This is a genomic window from Ensifer sp. NM-2, from assembly GCF_003024455.1.
Taxonomy (GTDB): Bacteria; Pseudomonadota; Alphaproteobacteria; order Rhizobiales; family Rhizobiaceae; genus Ensifer; species Ensifer canadensis.
Map to the genome: position 1 here is coordinate 513003 of NZ_PVZR01000001.1, position 18185 is coordinate 531187.

Sequence of the window (18185 nt, forward strand, 5' to 3'; positions counted from 1 at the left end):
ATCATGGGTTTGAGACACGCATCAGCGGATGAGCGACGCGGTTCTGCCGCATTGGAGTCGGTCGGCAGGACGCTGACGACGGCGATGGCAGGCATCAAGGCGCTGGCCGATCATCTCGGTGCCGATACGGCGTTTGCGCAAAGCATGGTCGAAGCGATCGAACTCATTGGCGAAAGCCAGGGGCGCGTTGTCGTTTCCGGCGTCGGCAAGAGTGGCCATATCGGCCGCAAGATGGCGGCGACCATGGCATCAACAGGCACGTCCGCCTATTTTGTCCATCCGACCGAGGCGAGCCACGGCGATCTCGGCATGGTCACGTCGCAGGACGTGCTGATCCTGTTGTCCTGGTCGGGCGAAACGGCGGAACTCGCCAACATGCTCACCTATGCCAAGCGCTTCAAGGTGCCGGTCGTTTCGATTTCGTCCAACCGCGACAGCGTTCTCGCTCGCAACTCCGAAGTGCCGATCGTGCTGCCGAAGGTTCAGGAAGCCTGTCCGCATGGGCTGGCGCCGACGACGTCGGCGATGCTGCAGCTTGCGGTCGGCGACGCGCTTGCCATCGCCCTGCTCGAGCGCCGCGGTTTCTCCGCCGAAGATTTCAAGACCTTCCATCCCGGCGGCAAGCTCGGCGCTCAACTGCGTCTCGTGCGCGAACTGGCGCATGCCGGGGAACAGGTGCCGCTCTTGAGCGTCGGTCGCCCGATGAGCGAAGCCGTCATCGAGATGTCTTCCAAGGGCTTTGGTGTCGTCGGCATCGTCGACGAGGATGGCAAGCTGACCGGCGTCATCACCGACGGCGACCTCCGTCGCCACATGTCGGGCGATCTGCTTGCGCAGACCGTCGAGGCGGTCATGTCGCGTAACCCCCGTGTCATCAGGGGAGATGTTCTGGCAAGCGGTGCAATGGAGTTCATGCAGGATCACAAGGTGACCGTGCTGTTTCTCGTCGACGACGACGGGCTTCCCGTCGGCATCCTGCACATTCACGATCTGCTTCGCGCCGGCGTTGCCTGAGTTAAGCCGTCTTGGAATTTTTACGGCCAGCCTATGCCGATCGCGAGGCTGGCCGTTGTCTTTTCTGCGGCTTCCGGCGCGGTGGCGGATCGATGAACGCGCCGGGCTGGTTGACCGTGTTCTCGTGCAGGCGCTCGGCGATTGCCCGGGCGCCTGCGTCGGTTCCTGTTCTTGAATAGAGATTGCCCCGCACCTGGATCGAAGCCGCAAGCAGCCGGAACATGGCGCTGCTCACCTCGGCGTCGGGTGCTGTCGGCCTTTGCCAGAAATCCTCCAGCGGCTGCTGGTCCGTCAAACCGGCAATGTCGAACACAGCCGTGCCCAGCACCCTGACCGGGCGTCCCTGCTTTAGCGCGTGCAGACCGGCGGTCGAGTTGACCGTGACCATGCCGGCGCTGGCCTCTGCCAGCACATCGAGATTGCCGCCATCGAGATAGAACACGCGACCGGTCAGCCCGAGTTCCGCTGCCTTGTCGTCGATGAATTTGCGCCAGGCGATCAGATCGTTGTCGAGCGGATGAACCTTGAAGACCAGTCTGGTTTCCCTAGCCGCATCGGCTGCAAACGAGTGCATGACCTCGTCGATCGCGTCCTTCTGGCTGTGGAACGGCGAGTGGGCGCGCAGCTGGAAATCGGTTTCGAGCTGCAGCGGATAGACGAAAAAGGGCACGCGTTCCGAAAGCAGGATGCGGACCGTTTCCTCGGCCTCGGCACTGCGTCTTTTGCCGGTGAAAAGGCGGCGGATCCAGCCGGCATATTCGGCAAGTGGATGAAAGATCGCGTGACGGCGATAATGCGGAAAGAGGAACCACAGGAAGACGTTGGGCAGGTTGTAGAGAAGGTCGTAGCTGGCATCGGCGAGAAAGGTCTGGCTGTAGTGCTTGCGCCAATCCGGCTCCGGCAGGGTCTTCGCGGCTTCGACGATATGGGCGGCGTCGGCGGGAAAGTGGGAGTTCGACGACATGCCGTCGCGCTCGAGTGTTAGCCAGTCGGGTCGGAGATAGCCCATCTCGACGATGGCGATCGCGACCCCGGTCCGCCGGGCGACCGCAGTGGCAGCCTGATGATAGGGGCGCTCTTCGCCAAGCAGGATCATGTCGGTGACCTGGTGCAGGCCGATGAAGCGTGCCAGATAGTCCGGCCAATCCTCCGCTCTCCCGCGGTAGTTGGATGCGCCTTTGCGACGCCAGATGATCTCGTCGCCGACATTGAGGTTTATCCGCAGGCAGGTGTGGCCGTAGCTCTCAAGCCGATCGGCGATCTTGCGGAAGATCGGCGATGACGGGCCTTGCAGGAACAGGAAGACCCGTCGGCTTGGCCGATCGGCTGACACACGGGTGTTCAACGCTGCGTTTTCCATCGTCTCGCCGCCGCTAACGCAGCGTGTCCTTCTTGAGGTTGGCGTGGTTGAGCAGCGCCTCGATCAGATCCCAGGCAGCGACATCCCGTGGTTCGACCGGTCGATGATGCGTCGATTTCGCCTTGGAAAAAGGCACGATGAGATAATCCGTGCGTGGGTCGGGGAAGGGGTCTGCGAACGATTTCAGCAGCGGCGCATGATCGCCATAAAAGACGAACCAGACAGGCCGGTCGAGCCTGTCGAGCCGATCGGTCAGCTGCTTCAGTGCTGCGTCGGATTGCTCAAGGATCGCCAGATAGATGTCCACCGGGTTGGCAAGATCGCCAACGCGACCCGGTTCCCAAGGTCCGTGGTTTGCCATCGAGGCGACGAAAACGAAACCGCTCTTGTCTTCCGGCAGGTTCTCGCAGGCATCGATGACCCTGGCGGCGAGCTTCTCGTCGGAGACGTAAGGCCCGTCGCGCGCCGGCACGTGGTCGAATCCATCGAGCATCGTCAGCTCGGCAAAGCCGAGCTGCGGCATCGCCTTGTGGCGCAGGAAGAACGTGCGGTCGTAAGGATGCATGAAATGGGTGTGCCAGCCGGCGCGTTTCATCTTTCCCGGCCAGACGACGTCGGAATAGTGGGACGCGCGCAGATAAGGGTAGCTTGCATCCACGTGGATATCGTCGGGCACGAGCCCGCTGATGACGGCAAACTCGGTGCGCAGCGTATAGCCGCCTTCGAAGACGCTGCTGAGGCGTCCCCACTGGGCGGCCTGACGCCGCAACCGGTCGAGTGTCGGCATCTTCAGCGTGTCGACACCGAAATGGCGCATGTCGATGAAGGACTCCGACTGCCAGACGACGATGAGCGGCGAACCGTCGTCACCGATCAGGTCCTGGACGGCCGCCCGAACGATTTGTGAGAGTTCGGCGACGATCTTCTCCCGCTTGACGCCGAGCCAGATGATGAAGCGGAAGATCACCGACCCGAAGGTGCCGAAGCGCACCGTATTCATTTTGACGTCGAGCACTTTGACGAGCCTCTGAACGAGGGCCGCCGTGGGTCGGTTCACCGGGCCGTAGAACAGCAGGAGCCATGGGCCTGCGGCGACTGCCACCATCACCAGGATCCAGAAGGCCTTGCCGCTGTTGGGCAGAACAGACGGTTCGAAATAGAGGTAGAGCCCGGAAACGCCGAAGACATAGAGAAATGCAACGGTCCAGAACACGATGTTCAGCGAACTGGCATAGAAGATCGTCTTGTATTTGAAGACGTCGACGACGAGGGCGATGTCGGAAAAGATCAGCGGCTCGCGGATGAACTTGAACTTGGCCCTAGAAATCCCGGTGAAGATGATGAAGAAGCTCATCGTGCCGGCGGCGGCATAAAGTGGCCGCCAGGAGCCAGCGAAAAAGCCGGCGAACACCAGCGCGATGACCGGCAGGCGGGCAATAACATCGATGATGTCCTGCTTGCGGCCAAAGGGAGACGGGTTTTTCCGGCGTTCCCGTTTCGGCAGAGCGAAGCGGTCGGTGAAGAAGATCACCGCACAGGACAAGATGAAACAACAGATCGTCAGCGTTATCGGATAGTCGTGCAATTGAAAGGGGAGCAACGCCAAGCGGAAACCTTCATGCTTTCTTGCACACCGGCGCCGCCTCATGCAGCACGGCATCCGCCTGACACTTAGATCCTATCGCCGGCGCGCACAAGCGCCGTCACCTGCCGCCCTTTGATACTCCACCGCTACTGCGGGCGATTGCGCGGTCGAACCACCAGTTGAGGAGTGGTCTGACGGTGGGGCCGAACCGACCGAGAAGAAAAAGCGTCATTCCAAAATAGACTTCGAACCGTCCGCGCTCGATGCCGTAGACGATCTTGCGGGCAACTGCTTCCGCCGGCCAGGGGCTGACCGTACCCATGACGGCGGCGGCTTCAGGGGGACGGAAGGCAAGCTCGCGCTGGAACTGCGGCGTCTGGGTGTCCGGCGGGAAGCAGATCGAGACGTCTATCCCATGCGCGCGCGCCTCGGAGCGGAGTGCCTGGGCAAAGCCGTGCAGTGCGAACTTCGAGGCGCAATAGGCCGAATAGCCATAGATGCCGAGAAGGCCGGCACCGGAGGAGATCATCATGATCTTTCCGTGCCCACGCTGCTTCATGCCGGCGTAGACGGCGCGAACCGCATGGACGGTACCGGAAAAATTCGTTTCCATCTGACGCCGGAAGGCGGCGCTGCCGAGTTCGTCGAACCGGCCCGGCTCGACGACGCCGGCAGAGGTCACCAGGATGTCGCAGGGCCCGAATGCCGCTTCGCAGCGATGGATGGCGGCGATGATTTCCTCTTCCCGCGCGACATCCGCCGTCTCGATCCGGATGTCGCCGGCTGTTGCCGACTTGGAGGAGAGTTCATCCTGGGCACGCTTCAGGATCTCGGCCGAACGGGCGATCAGCGAAAGGCGCGCGCCACGACCCGCATAGATCGATGCGATCGCCAGCCCTATGCCGCTCGAGCCGCCGGTGATGATCACATGGGTCATGCTGGTTTCCGCCTGCGGCATCCGGCCCGTGAAGGGCGCCTGCACGTCATCCTCAGCGCGCCGAGAGCGCCTTCATCATCTGATCGATATCGATGCCGCCGAGGCCGAAGTTGCGTTCGGTCAGGTCCTTCAGGCGTTCCGCCGTCAGGGCCACCGTCTTGCGGATCTGCTCTTCGGTATGGTCGCTGGTGATGAAGAAGCGCAACCGCGCCAGTCCTTCGGGAACGGCGGGGTGGATGATCGGCAGCGCATTGACGCCGGCCGCAAGCAGATCGTTGGACAGCTGAACCGCGCGCAGGGAATCCCCGACCAGCACCGGCACAACCGAAAAGCCGCTGCTGAGGCCGGTGTCCAGACCCGCTTCCTTGGCAAGCTTGAGGAAGAGCGCGCCATTGCGCCGGAGGGCGGCAGTGCGCGACGGCTCGCGCGCAAGCACGTCGAGGCTGGCGGCCGCCGAGGCGGCCAGAACCGGCGCCAGGCCGACGCTGTAGACGAAGCCGCCGGCAGAGGCCTTGAGCACGGCAACAAGCGCCTCGCTGCCGGCAATGTAGCCGCCGCAGCTGGACGTCGTCTTCGAAAGCGTTCCCATCCAGATGTCGATCTCATGCGGATCGACGCCGAAGTGCTCGGCAAGACCACGACCATGCTTGCCGACGACCCCCAAGGAATGGGCCTCGTCGACCATCAGCCAGAAGCCGTATTCGGCCTTGAGCTTCAGGAGGGCCGGCAGGTCGGCGATGTCGCCGTCCATCGAGTAGATGCCCTCGACGATGACAAGGATACGACGATAGTCGCCCGAGACCGTGCGCAGCACGTGTTCCAGGTCGCTCGCGTCATTGTGCTTGAACAGCCGGCGCGTGGCGCCGGAGAGCTTGATGCCCGCAAGCGCGCTATTGTGAATGAACTCGTCGTGGACAACCAGATCCTTCGGGCCCATCAGGCAGCTGATGGCCGCGACATTGGTGAGATAGCCACTGACGAAGCAGACCGCGGCATCGACGCCGTAGAAGCGCGCGATCTTTTCTTCGAGCTCCACATGAACAGGGCGCTCGCCAGCGACAAGCCGGCTGGCAGAAGCCGAGATCCCGAAGGCGTCGACGGTTTCCTTTGCCCTTGCCAGCACTTCCGCGTGCCGGTTGAGGCCGAGATAATCATAGGAGGCGAAGTTGATCAGCTTGCGCCCGTCGATGACGGTGGTGGCGCCGGCTGCGGTCTGATGCGCGCGGTAGAACGGATTGGCGATCCCCAGCTGTTCGCTGGCAAACTTCTGGGTCAGAACCTGCTTGTACTCCGGCAGGTCCTCGAAACGGGCCTGTTGCCGGCGGGCCGGCGGCGGCATCTCCCGCTCCGAACGCGCCATGCGGTTGCGCTCGGAGGATTGATGCGTGTTTCTCATCCGGTCCAGCAGGTTCTCCTTGAGGCTGCTGGTCATCTTGGATGAGCCGGGACCATTTCCGTTCGTGCTCATTGGCTCTGTGCTTTTTCCTTTGCCGTGCCGACATGCCGTTGCGCCAGTTCTGTGACCAACTTGTCGTCCGCACCGTCGCTCTCTTCGCCCTGGTCGCGCTTGCTGACCTTGTCATAGAGCTTGCGGGCGACGTCGCCAACCGTCGTGTTGTCTGCGACACCACTGAGCGGCATGTCGAAACCGGTATTCTGCTGGAAGCTCATGCCGAGTTCCACGGCCATCAGGCTGTCGAGGCCGATTTCCTTCAGGACCTTGCTGCGCGTGACCGTATCCTTCGAGACCCGAAGGATGGCGGCAATTTCGCCTGCGACCAGTTCGAAGAGAATATCCTCGGCTTCCTGCGCCGACTTGCCCTCGATCATCGCGACGAGGTCCATCTTGGTGCCTTCGCCGCCGGACGAATGCTGATCGGCGCTACGCAGGATGACTTCGAAGAGCGCGTTGCGCGCGACCGGCAAGTTGCGGGCGGCCGACCAATCGATCTCCGATATCATCACGACGGCGGCGTCGACTGTGCCGGGATCGCTGGCGAGATGGCTCTCGACCATGTCCAGCGCCGTCTGCGCCTTCAGTGCCGTCTTGCCGATGCGCTTGGCCAGCAGATCGTTGACGTCGGTGTTCTGCACGAGATAGCCCTTGTCGGCGATCGCGCCGAAACCGACCGCCAAACCGGCAAGACCTTCCGCGCGCCGGGCGCGGGCAAGACCTTCGAGGTAGCCGTTGGCCGCAACGTAGTTTGCCTGGCCGGGATTGCCCACCAGCGTCGTTGCCGACGAGAACAGGATGAAGTTGTCGAGCGCATCGTTGCGGGTCAGCTGATCGAGAACAGCGGCACCCTTTGCCTTCGTGTCGATAACCGGCCGGTTGCGCTCGCGATTGAGATTGCTGATCAGCGCGTCATCCAGCACCATCGCTGCATGAACGATGGAGCGTAGCGGTGCGATGGCTCGCAATTCGGTGAGCAGGAGATCCGCAGCGGTTGCATCGGTGATATCGCAGGCGTGAACCGTGGCCGAAATGCCGGCCTTGGCCCAAAGCTCGATCATCGCCGTCGTTTCCGCGTCGGCAAGGCCGCGCCGCGAGCAGAGCGCGATCGTCTTGGCGCCCTTTTCCGCAAGCCAGTTGGCGGCGGCCAGGCCGAAGCCACCGATGCCACCGACGACCAGGTGCATGCCTTCGGGGTCGACCTTGACGCCACCGTGCGGCCGGGTCGCGACCTGGTGTTTGCCGGCCACCGGCGGCAGCACGACGATCTTGCCGATGTGACCCGCGTTCTGCATCAGGCGGAACGCATTGCCGATCTCGTCGAAATCGAAAGCACGGTACGGCAGCGGCGTAAGCTTGCCGTCCTCGAACAGGGCGCCGATCTCGGTGAAGATGCGCTTGGTCAGGGCCGGCGCGTTGACCAGCAACTGGTCCGCGTCGATGCCGAAGTAGCTGACATTGCGGCGGAACGGCCTGAGGCCGATCTTGCTGTCTGCGTAGTAGTCACGCTTGCCGAGTTCGAGGAAGCGGCCGAACGGTTTGACCAGTGCCAGGCTCTGCTCCATCGCCTCGGCGAAGAGTGAGTTCAGCACGAGGTCGACGCCCTCTCCATCAGTCACGGCGCGCACGTCGTTGACGAAACCGAGCGAGCGCGAATCGAACACATGATCGGCACCGAGCATCGAAAGGAAGCGGCGCTTCTCGCGGGTGCCGGCCGTGGCGATGACTTTCGCGCCCTTGAGCTTGGCAACCTGCAGCGCTGCGAGGCCGACCCCGCCGGCCGCACCATGGATGAGGATCGTTTCACCGGCCTGGATGCGGCCGAGCTCGACCATGGCGTAGTAGGCCGTGAGGAACGCAACAGGCACGGTGGCCGCGGCAACCGGGCTGACCGATTGCGGCAGCCTGGCGACGCCGGCGCGCGAAACGACGGCATGGGTGGAGAAGGCCGCAGACGCGATCGCCATGACCGCATCGCCGACCGAAAGGTCGTCCACGCCTTGACCGACGGCAACCACGTGACCGGACAGTTCCATGCCGATCGTCGCACCGGCAAAGCCGTCCTCGAGGGCTTCTTCAGGCAGAAGACCCATCGCCCACATCACGTCGCGGAAGTTGAGGCCGGTGGCCGCAACCTTGACGACGACGTCGCCGGGGCCCGCGGACGGCACGTTGCTTTCTTCCCAAACGATGCTGCCGACCTGAGAGGCGACACGCTGGCGGATGGTGGCGGCCTCGAAGGAGGCCGTCGAGCCATGGGCGTTGTCGGTCGGACCGGGAACCGCACGGATTTCCGAAAGCGATCCGTTCGGTCCTTCCAGCAGCCATTCGCGATTGCTGCCGGAAACGGTGAGCAATGGAAGCGATGCGGCAATCTGCTCGTCAGACGTCGAGGCGTCTGCGGCCAGATCCAGAGCATGAACGTCCAGGAACTCATATTCGTTCTGCAGCACCCGGGCGAAAGCCCAAAGGCCGGCATTGGTGCCGGAGCTTGCGGCCGTCGTGCCTGAGACACGGCTGGCGACCGGCGCCCCGCCAGGCGCGACAAGAACGAGCCTCGGACGTGCGTCGCCACTTGGATCGGTATCGCCGACATGCCGCCGCAATACTTCGGCTACGGCGCTAAACGCCAGAACCTGGTTTTGCAGCGAGGCAGAATCGTCCGTCCGGCTCTTCGGCGCAGGCGACGAAAGGAAGACGGCGCGAACGGGGCGATCGCGGAAGGCCTCAAGTGCATCGCGAAGCAAGGCCGCATCCGTCGCCGCATCACCCGTCAGGTCGACGGGGATGGCGCCGGTGGACGACTGCTTTGTCTTGGGCGCGCCGATCTGCAACAGAAGGTAGGAGCCCGCCGCTGAGGCAGCAGCATTCGCACCGGTCTCGACAGCCGCCGGCGCTTCCACGCCGCGTGCTTCAAGAACGATGACATTGCCGGACGCGCATTCACGGTCGGTGACGTCAATCTCGCGAAGATCGAGGTCGGCCAGACATTTCTGCCAGTGAGGAACGGCGGCGAGGTTGCCGATCGGGAACTCGGCCGCCTGGCTGCGGGCAAACCAGCCATCCGACAGTCCAAGCGCAAAATCGTTGAAAAGGGATGGCGCGCCGACGCCAGCGACGAGACCACCCGTCCGGCGCAGCGTCGAGCGGAGTGCCGTGCGTACATCGATGTCGTCTTCGATCAGGCCGTAGAGCCGGTCGGAGGCACTGATGGCGAGATCGAACGGCGCCTGTGTCGCAAGCTCACCCTTCTTGAGAATGCGCACATGGGCATCGTTTTCGAAGGCGAGTTCAAGGCCGCGTTGGGCATTGTCACGCGGCTCGACCACACCGAGGCTCGCGCCGTGTTTGGCTGCAAGCGTCGCGATGCGGCGCGTGAACCCGGCAGACACGCTGCCAAGCTCGAGAACGCGCAGACGTGTTCCCGTCGGCTGCGCCCGTAGCGCGCTTTCGACCGCATCAAGCACGAGCGCCATACGCTGGCGGCTTACTTCAGAATGCACGGCCTGATGATCGAGCGTCGCATCGCTGATGAAGCCGGCATTGGCAACGATTTCGGCATCGCCACCGGCTGGGGCCGCCAGCAGGACGTCGAGGCGTGCGAGCGCTTCCGCATAGGCGTTGTTGATCAGCACCGCCTCGACGGCACGATCAGGACGTTCGCCATAGAGTTCGCGCAGGATTTCTGGAACGCTCGGCAGGCTGAATTCCTGGGCGACGACCCAGACTCCATCCTTGTGCTCGCAGAGGCCGGCATCCTCAAGCACGTAAAGGCAGCTCGCCAGGAAACACTGGAAGGCGAAATCACCGGGCAGGCTATCGCTGCGCACGATCGATCGGCCCTTGCCGAGCTTCAGCGCAATCTCCTGGCAGGCGCGGTAGATCGCCGCGTTGAACAGCAACGTCGTGTTGTCGACGCCGGCATCGGCCGCCGTCTTGACGCCGAGGGTTACCGGCGTGAGGACGTCGGCCTCAACTGTCGGCAGGAACGTTTCGGAAAGGACTGTTTCGTAGTGGAAAGAGAGAGCGTCCAGCGCCTTGTGCTTGCGCAGATAGGTGCGTCGGAAACGGCAATCCTCGAAATGAGCGATCGGGTCGCCCGACTTGTCGAAGAAATGGAACTTGGCCTTGATCGAATTGGCGCTGACACGTTCGATCTCGATCGTGGCGCGCGCGATCGGCTTGCCGGCATTGACGACGCGCACGGAACCGAAGCGCACCGGAATATAGGGTGCGCCGCTCTTGTCGCCGGTGAAGCGGTCAAAAAGCGCGACGAGGCCGTGGAACGTGGCGTCGACCGAGATCGGATTGAGGGCATAGGTGACGAGCGGATGTCCCGGTTTGTCCGGGCTCTTCAGCTCGACGTCGACGATCCGGTCGTTATAGGCAACCGCCTTTGCCAGCAGCTGGAAACGCGGACCGTAGTCGAGGCCGAATTGCCGTGCGGTATCATAAGCCTTGGCCGGAGCGACGGTTGCCGTCTTCTGCATGCCGGCAAAGGAAGGCAACGCGCGTTCTTCACTCGGCAACGGCTTGCGGGACCGGGCGACCGCATGAACGGCCCAGTCGTCTTCGGACAGGCGCTCGCGCGAGCGGATCTCGATATCGCCGGTTTCCGGCGACAGGATGGTCGACAGTTCCATGATGCGGCTGTCGCTGAGCTCCAGCGGCCGGACGATTTCCAGATTGGTGATCTCGACTTCGTCTGTCCCGTAAAACTGCTGTGCCGCTGCGACGGCAATCTCGATGAAGCCGCTGCCCGGCAGGATAGCCTTGCCATCGACAACGTGCTCGGCCAGATCCGGGAAGAGGGGCGCATCGATGTGGTTCTTCCAGCTGCCGCTGTTCGGGTCGCTGCGCCATCCGATCAGGCGATAGGGTTTGGCGGTGCGGCCAAAGAGATCCGTGGCGTCGGTCGTGGCCGCCGGTCGCAATTCGACCGGCTCGAACGGCAGGCTCGGCAGCGAAATCGCCGCATTGCGCTTGCCGAATACGCGCGCGGTGTCGACGATTGCGCCGTGGGCGACAGCACGCGCCATAGCGGCCGAGATCGGATCCTGACCGGTCTCTCCGACATCTCGAAGCAGCGTCGGCACGACCATGCCTGGTGCCGCCGCCTGCTTGATCGTCTCCTTGACGTAAGAGGACAGGATCGGGCGCGGAGAAATCTCGATGAAGAGCCGGCAGCCGAGCTCGATCGCCGCCTCTGCCGCCGCCTGGAAGCGAACCGGCTCACGAACATTCTTCCACCAGTAGTCGGGGTCGAGTTGCGTGCCATCAAGGGCAGCACCCGTAACCGTCGATAGGTAGGTAACGTCCGCACGACGGGGCGCGATATCGGGAATATCCGACAGGAATGCGTCCTTGGCCCGGTCGATGATCGGGTGGTGGAAGGGATAGTTGATGTCGAGGATCTGAGCAGGGATCTTCGCCTTGCGTGCCGCGTCGCGGAAGGCGGAAATCTCATGGGCCGGGCCCGAGATCGTCACCGAATTGTGGGCGTTGACGGCAGCGACGCAAAGCTCATCGAGGCCGTGCGCCTCGGCGAAGGCGCGCGCGGCGTCTTCGCCCAGCATCACGGCGGCCATCGTGCCGTGGCCCGCGAGCAGATCCTGGTGCAGCGACCGCTTTGCAACGATCGAGACGGCGTCGACCATCGACAGCGCGCCGGCTGCATAAGCAGCGGCGATCTCGCCGACCGAATGACCGAACACGGCGACTGGCTTGACGCCCATGGCGACAAGCGAATCGGAAAGAGCTGCCTGGACGGCAAAAAGCAACGGCTGGGCGATCTTCGTGTCGGACAGCTTCTTGTCGAGGTCAGGATCGGTCAGAAGCTCGATGAGCGAGATGTCCGAATGGAACTTGAAGAGCGCGCTGACAGATGTGAAACACTGGCGGAAATGCAGGTTCTCACGGAACGCTTCGACGCCCATGCCGGCCCATTGCGAACCGTTGCCCGAAAAGACGAAGGCGACCTTGGCATCTCTGGTGACGGCTTCGCCGACTTCGCCGATATCGGAGCCCGGCTTTTCCACATGGCTTGCGATCGCACGGACGATATCTTCGGGATGATCGCTGCGGGCCGCGAACCGATAGCGCATATGGGTGCGGTTGGCGCCCGACGCTGCGACCATCGAGCGGATTTCGCCCTTGGAAGCGTTGGCAAAACGCGTCTTGTAGTCCTTCAGCAGTGCTTCGAGGCTCGACGCGGTATGGGCGCTTGCAAGGAAGACGTGACCGGACGACGGCGGATTGTTGATCTTGTCTTCGGAAACGGGCTCCGGATCGCTGATGACCACGTGGGCATTGGCGCCGCCGAAGCCGAAGGAGTTGATGCCGGCAAGCCGCGCACGCTTGCCGCGCAGCAGTTCGATCGGGCTTGCCGTGACGCGCACGTTCAGGCCATCGAAATCGATATGTTCGTTCGGCGTGTCGAAGTGCAGCGACGCCGGCAGGTAGTTGTTTTCGAGCGCCAGGATCGCCTTCATCATGCCGAAAAGGCCGGAGGCAGGCTCCGTGTGGCCGATGTTCGACTTGATCGAGCCGATCGGAACCGGTGCCCGGCGATTGGCGCCGATGACCGTGCCGATGGACCAGACTTCCGCTGGGTCGCCGACCTTGGTGCCGGTGCCGTGGCCCTCGACGAAAGCCACCTGATTGGCATCGATGCCGTTGCCTTCGTAGATCGCCCGCAGCAGATTTGCCTGGGCTTCGCGCGAGGGCAGGGAGATGCCGTTCGTGCGGCCGGCCGAATTGACGCCAGTCGCAACGATCCGGGCATAGCTCCGGTCTTTTTCGCGGCGCGCCCGGTCCGAGCGGCGCAGCACGAACACGACGCCACCTTCGGCGCGCACATAGCCCGCGCCATCGTTGTCATAGGCGCGGCAGAGCCCTTCAGGCGACAGCATGCGCGCCTGCGCAAAGCCGACGAACGGCAGCGGATGGGCGAGAATATTGACGCCGCCGACGATCGCCGTGTCGATTTCGCCGGCGTTCAGTGCGCGCATCGCCTGATCGAGCGCGACGAGCGAGGACGAACAAGCCGTATCGACCGTCATGCTCGGACCGCTCAGCCCGAAGATGTGCGAAATGCGGTTGGAGACGATCGACAGGGTGTTGCCGGTCATGAAATACGGGCCGGCCGCCGCCGGGTCCTCAACCGTCAGGTTGGCGTGGTCGAGGCTCGATGCGCCGATGTAGACGCCGACATTCTCGCCGTGCAGCGACGTCGTCGAGATATTGGCGTCCTCGAGCGCGCGCCAGGCGAGCTGCAAGAGCACGCGCTGCTGCGGATCCATATACATGGCTTCGCGCTGCGACATGCCGAAGACGGCCGGGTCGAAGTCATAGAGCTGATCCAGCACGCCCGCGGCGAAGGAATAGGTCTTGCCCTGCGTGCCCATGACCGGGTGCCAGAAACGCGCAACGTCCCAGCGATCGGACGGGATGCTGGTGACTGTGCACTTGCCCTGACGAAGAAGTTTGAACAACGCCGAAGGCGATTCTGCTCCAGGGGCGAGGCATGCACGCCCAATAATTTCAACAGCCATATATGATCGAACGCTCTAAACTGACGTTAAAGTTGCATCTGCGATTGCGCTTCCAAGCGGAAAACGCAACTGCCAATCATTCCGCCCCAGGGTTATCCCCACGTATATTCGTTCCGCCTCATTAGTCAGCTTTTAACTTAAAGTACCTAGCTTTCAAGTCCAATGGCCTAACATATACATGCCCAGAACCTTCATCCAAGACAAATCGGGCCGCAAACCCGTCAAGGTGTAGGAGGTATGACCGGAAAGGCGCAGGGCCAATTATTTTGCTCGTCTTCGTCTGCAAGTGACTTGTTGTGAGACGGCTATTGTGCTTTTCAGAGACCGGCGGATTCCCGACCGGGAGATCATGCGGTGCAGAACTATGAACAGAATCATGGCTGTGCCGAATTCGGAGTGTCTTAGTTGAAACGTGTAGCTGCCCTTCTGCTTTCTACCGCGCTTGCGGGATGTCAGGCTGTTCCGGGCGAGGGGCCGCTGGCCGGGGCCATTGTTGCGGATGCCGGCCAATCCGGCGCCGAAATCGGTCGAAAGAACGCCACCGTATTTGATATCGTCGATGTGACCGGTCAGTCCGCACGCCTTGTTTCCGACTACGTGTCGTCGACGCTCAACCGCCGGTTCGGTATCGGCGGCGGTGTGGGCCGGGTCGTCATCGGTGTTGGCGACGCTCTGAAAGTATCGATCTTCGAGGCCGGCAGCGACGGTCTGTTCTCGACGCAGGACTCCAAACAGACAAGCATCGACCTCGTCGTCCAGCCGGACGGCAAGGCAGCCATCCCCTATGTCGGCTCGGTCCGATTTGCCGGCCTGACGCTGGAACAGGCGCGCCAGGAAATCCTGGAAGCGCTGAAGCAGAAGGCGGTCGAGCCTGATGTCATCGTCACGAGCATGAGCACCGCCTCGCGCAACGTCACCGTTTCGGGCGCTGTCGGCAAGTCCGCAGTCGTCCCGCTCAGCCTCGTCGACGAGACGATCAACGAGGTCATCGCCAAGGCGGGCGGCCCCGTGGCGCAGCCCTACGAGACCTATGTCACGCTGGTGCGCGGCAAGAAGACCGGCACGGTTCTCCTGAAGTCGATCATCGAGAACCCGTCTGAAAACATCCATGTGAAGCCGGGAGACCAGATCTTCGTTGCGCGCGATCCGCGCCGCTTCACTATCCTTGGCGCCGTCAAGGCCAACCAGCGCGTCGAGTTCGGCGCCAACGACCTCAACCTGCTGGAAGCCATGGGACTTGCCGGCGGCGGTTCCGACTATGCGCTCGACATGAAGGGCTACTTCATCTTCCGCTACGAAGAGCCGGATGTCGTCATGAGCCTTCTCGGCCAGCAGCGCTTCAACGAGATGTTGCGCAAGGGCATGCAGACGGACAGCCAGGGGCGCTATCCGATCGTCTACCGCTTCGACATGAGCAAGCCGGACAGCCTGATCGTCGGCCAGACCTTCCCGATCAAGAATCGCGACGTGATCTATGCCTCGCGTCATCCGTCGGTGGACTTCTCGAAGTTCCTGAACTTCGTGGCGCAGCCGGTCGGCATTGCCAATTCCGGCTTCTCCATCGCCGACAACCTCAACGGCAACTGATCCAATTCAGGCTGCAGTTCTTGAGAGGGCGCCGACCGTGGTCAGCGCCCTTTTTCTATGTGCGTCAAGGATCGTGCCGTGGGGTGTCGAAGCAGGTTGCCGTCGCTCAAATTCTGTGATTGATCTTGGACTTAAATCGATTTTGGTGATCGATAGGGATTGGTCCGCTCAAGGGGAAAGCGATGGCTGGTGAGGCGTTGATCGTCGTCGACGTGCAAAACGATTTTTGCCCGGGCGGAGCGCTTGCCGTTTCCGGCGGCGATGAGATCGTGCCTGCGGTCAACGATCTGATCGGGAGGTTCGAGCATGTGGTGCTGACGCAGGATTGGCATCCGGTCGGCCATTCGAGCTTCGCATCCGTCCATTCGGGAAAAGCGCCGTTCGAGACGGTAACGATGTCCTATGGCGAGCAAACGCTTTGGCCGGACCATTGTGTTCAGGGCAGTACCGGCGCCGACTTTCACCCATCGCTGAAATGGACACGCGCCGAACTGGTGATCCGCAAGGGCTTTCGCACCGGCATCGACAGCTATTCCGCCTTCTTCGAGAATGATCGCCGCACGCCGACCGGGCTGACTGGCTACCTCAGGGATCGCGGTATCGGCAGCGTTACCTTGTGCGGCCTGGCGACCGATTTCTGCGTCGCCTTTTCCGCGCTCGACGCCGTGGCCCAGGGGTTTTCAACCTCCGTCGTGCTTGATGCCTCCAGGGGTATCGATCTCAACGGTTCGCTCTCCGCCATGATCACGCGCATGCGGCAAGCCGGCGTGCGTATGCTTTAGCCATGCAGCAATTCAAAGTGCTACAGCGACCTTTGCGCGTCTCATAAGACGCGCTGCGCTGTAAGAGGAGCAATTCCTAAGATGACCAAGACCGATATCGCCAGGCGCGTCTACAATCATGCCTGGAAGCTCGACCCGATCGTGCGCAGCCTGCTCGACACGGATTTCTACAAGCTTTTGATGCTGCAGATGATCTGGCAGCTCTATCCGGATGTAGACGCGACCTTCTCGCTGATCAACCGGACCAAGACCGTGCGCCTGGCCGACGAGATCGACGAAAATGAACTGCGCGAGCAACTCGATCATGCGCGCGAGTTGCGGTTCTCCAAGAAGGAGATGATCTGGCTTGCCGGTAACTCGTTCTACGGTCGCAAGCAGATTTTCTCGCCGGAGTTCCTCGCCTGGCTCGCAAAATTCCGCCTGCCGGATTACGAGCTGTCGCGACGCGACGGCCAGTTCGAGCTGACCTTCCGTGGGCGCTGGGCCGAGACCACCATGTGGGAGATCCCGGCGCTGGCGATCATCAACGAGCTGCGCTCGCGCTCGGCCATGAAAGGGCTCGGCCCCTTCACGCTCGATGTGCTCTATGCCCGTGCCAAGGCGAAGATGTGGTCGAAGGTCGAGCGCCTCAGGCAGTATCCCAACCTGCGGATTTCGGATTTCGGCACGCGAAGGCGCCACAGCTTCCTGTGGCAGCGCTGGTGCGTCGAGGCATTGAAGGAAGGCATCGGTGCATCCTTCTCCGGCTCCAGCAACGTGCTTCTGGCGATGGATACGGACCTGGAGGCGCTCGGCACCAACGCGCATGAATTGCCGATGGTGGCAGCTGCACTTGCCCGCACCGATGCCGAACTCGCCGCCGCACCCTATAAGGTGCTGCAGGACTGGAATCAGCTCTACGGCGGCAATCTCTTGATCGTGCTTCCCGATGCCTTCGGCACGGCCGCGTTCCTGCGCGATGCGCCGGCATGGGTGGCGGACTGGACCGGCTTTCGTCCGGACAGCGCCCCGCCGATCGAAGGCGGCGAGAAAATTCTCGCCTGGTGGAAGAAGATGGGGCGCGACCCGCGTGAAAAACTGCTCATCTTCTCCGATGGTCTCGATGTCGAAACGATCATCGAAACCTACAGGCATTTCGAGGGACGCGTGCGCATGAGCTTTGGTTGGGGAACGAACCTCACCAATGACTTTGCCGATTGCGCGCCGACGGAGATCAAGGGCCTCAATCCGATATCGATCGTCTGCAAGGTCAGCGACGCTGATGGCCGGCCGGCGGTCAAGCTGTCGGACAACCCCCGCAAGGCGACCGGCGACGCGGCCGAGGTGCAGCGCTATCTGAAGTTCTTCGGGAGCGAGGATTTCGTCGAGCAGGCCGTCAAGGTCTGACGGCGGTCGTTTGGACAAAAAGAAACCGGCGCGAGCCGGTTTCAAAAGGGGATTTAAGCGTTGCGATTGTCCATCATCGCGATGTCAAATCTAGGGACAGAATCTTAAGGTTGCGTTAAGGCGCATCTTTCGATGTCTGCAACTACAAATTAAATCTTCCGCTTGAGCGTTTCGATCGAGCGATCTCCTCAGGTTTCCTGAGCGACCCATCAGAACACGAACATGTAAAGCAGAACGATGACGATCAGGGGTACGCCCATGAGCCAGAGAACGATGCCTTTCATTTCAAGACCTCCACGTCGTTGCCGTTGAATTGGTAACGCAGGCTGGCGGGAAACGTTCCCTGTCTCAAGCAGGTCACGCAAGAGTGCCCAGCGGTTGGCGATAACCGCTGAGAGGCAACTGGACTTTAAATTGCGACGAGCTGATCTTGGAGATCGCGCCCGCATTTTGGGATTGAAGCGTTGCCGCGCGGAATATCAAACAGGGTCGTCTGACGACGCCGTAACATCGAGAAATCGCTTCATA

9 protein-coding genes are annotated in these 18185 nt (G+C 62.1%); 4 read left to right on the top strand and 5 right to left on the bottom strand.

What is annotated here, in order from left to right; translation table 11 throughout:
• Window positions 1–3: 3 nt before the first annotated feature.
• A complete protein-coding gene (locus tag C6558_RS02560) occupies window positions 4–1014 on the top strand; it encodes an SIS domain-containing protein (RefSeq protein ID WP_038575867.1) in 1011 nt (336 codons plus the stop codon).
• 31 nt (window positions 1015–1045) lie between these two features.
• On the opposite strand, the gene C6558_RS02565 is transcribed toward C6558_RS02560, so the two are convergent.
• Genes C6558_RS02565 through C6558_RS02585 form a run of 5 tightly spaced genes read right to left on the bottom strand, consistent with a single transcriptional unit; the run spans window position 1046 to window position 13902 of the window.
• Window positions 1046–2359 carry a capsule biosynthesis protein gene (locus tag C6558_RS02565; RefSeq protein WP_371412228.1) on the bottom strand — a complete coding sequence of 438 codons (1314 nt, stop codon included), beginning with the start codon at window positions 2357–2359 and terminating at the stop codon, window positions 1046–1048.
• Between the two features lie 28 nt (window positions 2360–2387).
• Window positions 2388–4022, bottom strand: a complete 1635-nt coding sequence (locus C6558_RS02570; protein ID WP_038575873.1) for an LTA synthase family protein — start codon at window positions 4020–4022, stop codon at window positions 2388–2390.
• 55 nt (window positions 4023–4077) lie between these two features.
• Complete coding sequence (locus C6558_RS02575) at window positions 4078–4896, bottom strand: SDR family oxidoreductase (protein ID WP_025425865.1); 819 nt, start codon at window positions 4894–4896, stop codon at window positions 4078–4080.
• 52 nt (window positions 4897–4948) lie between these two features.
• The gene (locus C6558_RS02580; RefSeq protein ID WP_057204242.1) at window positions 4949–6364 is read right to left on the bottom strand and encodes an aminotransferase class I/II-fold pyridoxal phosphate-dependent enzyme; all 1416 of its coding nucleotides are present in this window, start codon (window positions 6362–6364) and stop codon (window positions 4949–4951) included.
• Entirely contained in the window at window positions 6361–13902 is a 7542-nt protein-coding gene (locus C6558_RS02585) for a type I polyketide synthase (RefSeq protein WP_025425867.1), read from the bottom strand. Before C6558_RS02585 ends, C6558_RS02580 begins: the two co-directional genes overlap by 4 nt.
• A 405-nt stretch (window positions 13903–14307) precedes the next feature.
• On the opposite strand from C6558_RS02585, the gene C6558_RS02590 reads away from it, so the two are divergent.
• From C6558_RS02590 to pncB, 3 genes are all read left to right on the top strand, one after another.
• On the top strand, window positions 14308–15489 hold the full coding sequence (locus C6558_RS02590) for a polysaccharide biosynthesis/export family protein (protein WP_025425868.1): 1182 nt from the start codon (window positions 14308–14310) through the stop codon (window positions 15487–15489).
• 182 nt (window positions 15490–15671) lie between these two features.
• Window positions 15672–16271, top strand: coding sequence for a bifunctional nicotinamidase/pyrazinamidase (pncA, locus tag C6558_RS02595; protein ID WP_025425869.1), 600 nt, complete (start codon window positions 15672–15674; stop codon window positions 16269–16271).
• A gap of 81 nt (window positions 16272–16352) precedes the next feature.
• The gene (pncB, locus tag C6558_RS02600; RefSeq protein ID WP_025425870.1) at window positions 16353–17657 is read left to right on the top strand and encodes a nicotinate phosphoribosyltransferase; all 1305 of its coding nucleotides are present in this window, start codon (window positions 16353–16355) and stop codon (window positions 17655–17657) included.
• The last annotated feature ends 528 nt before the right edge of the window (window positions 17658–18185 follow it).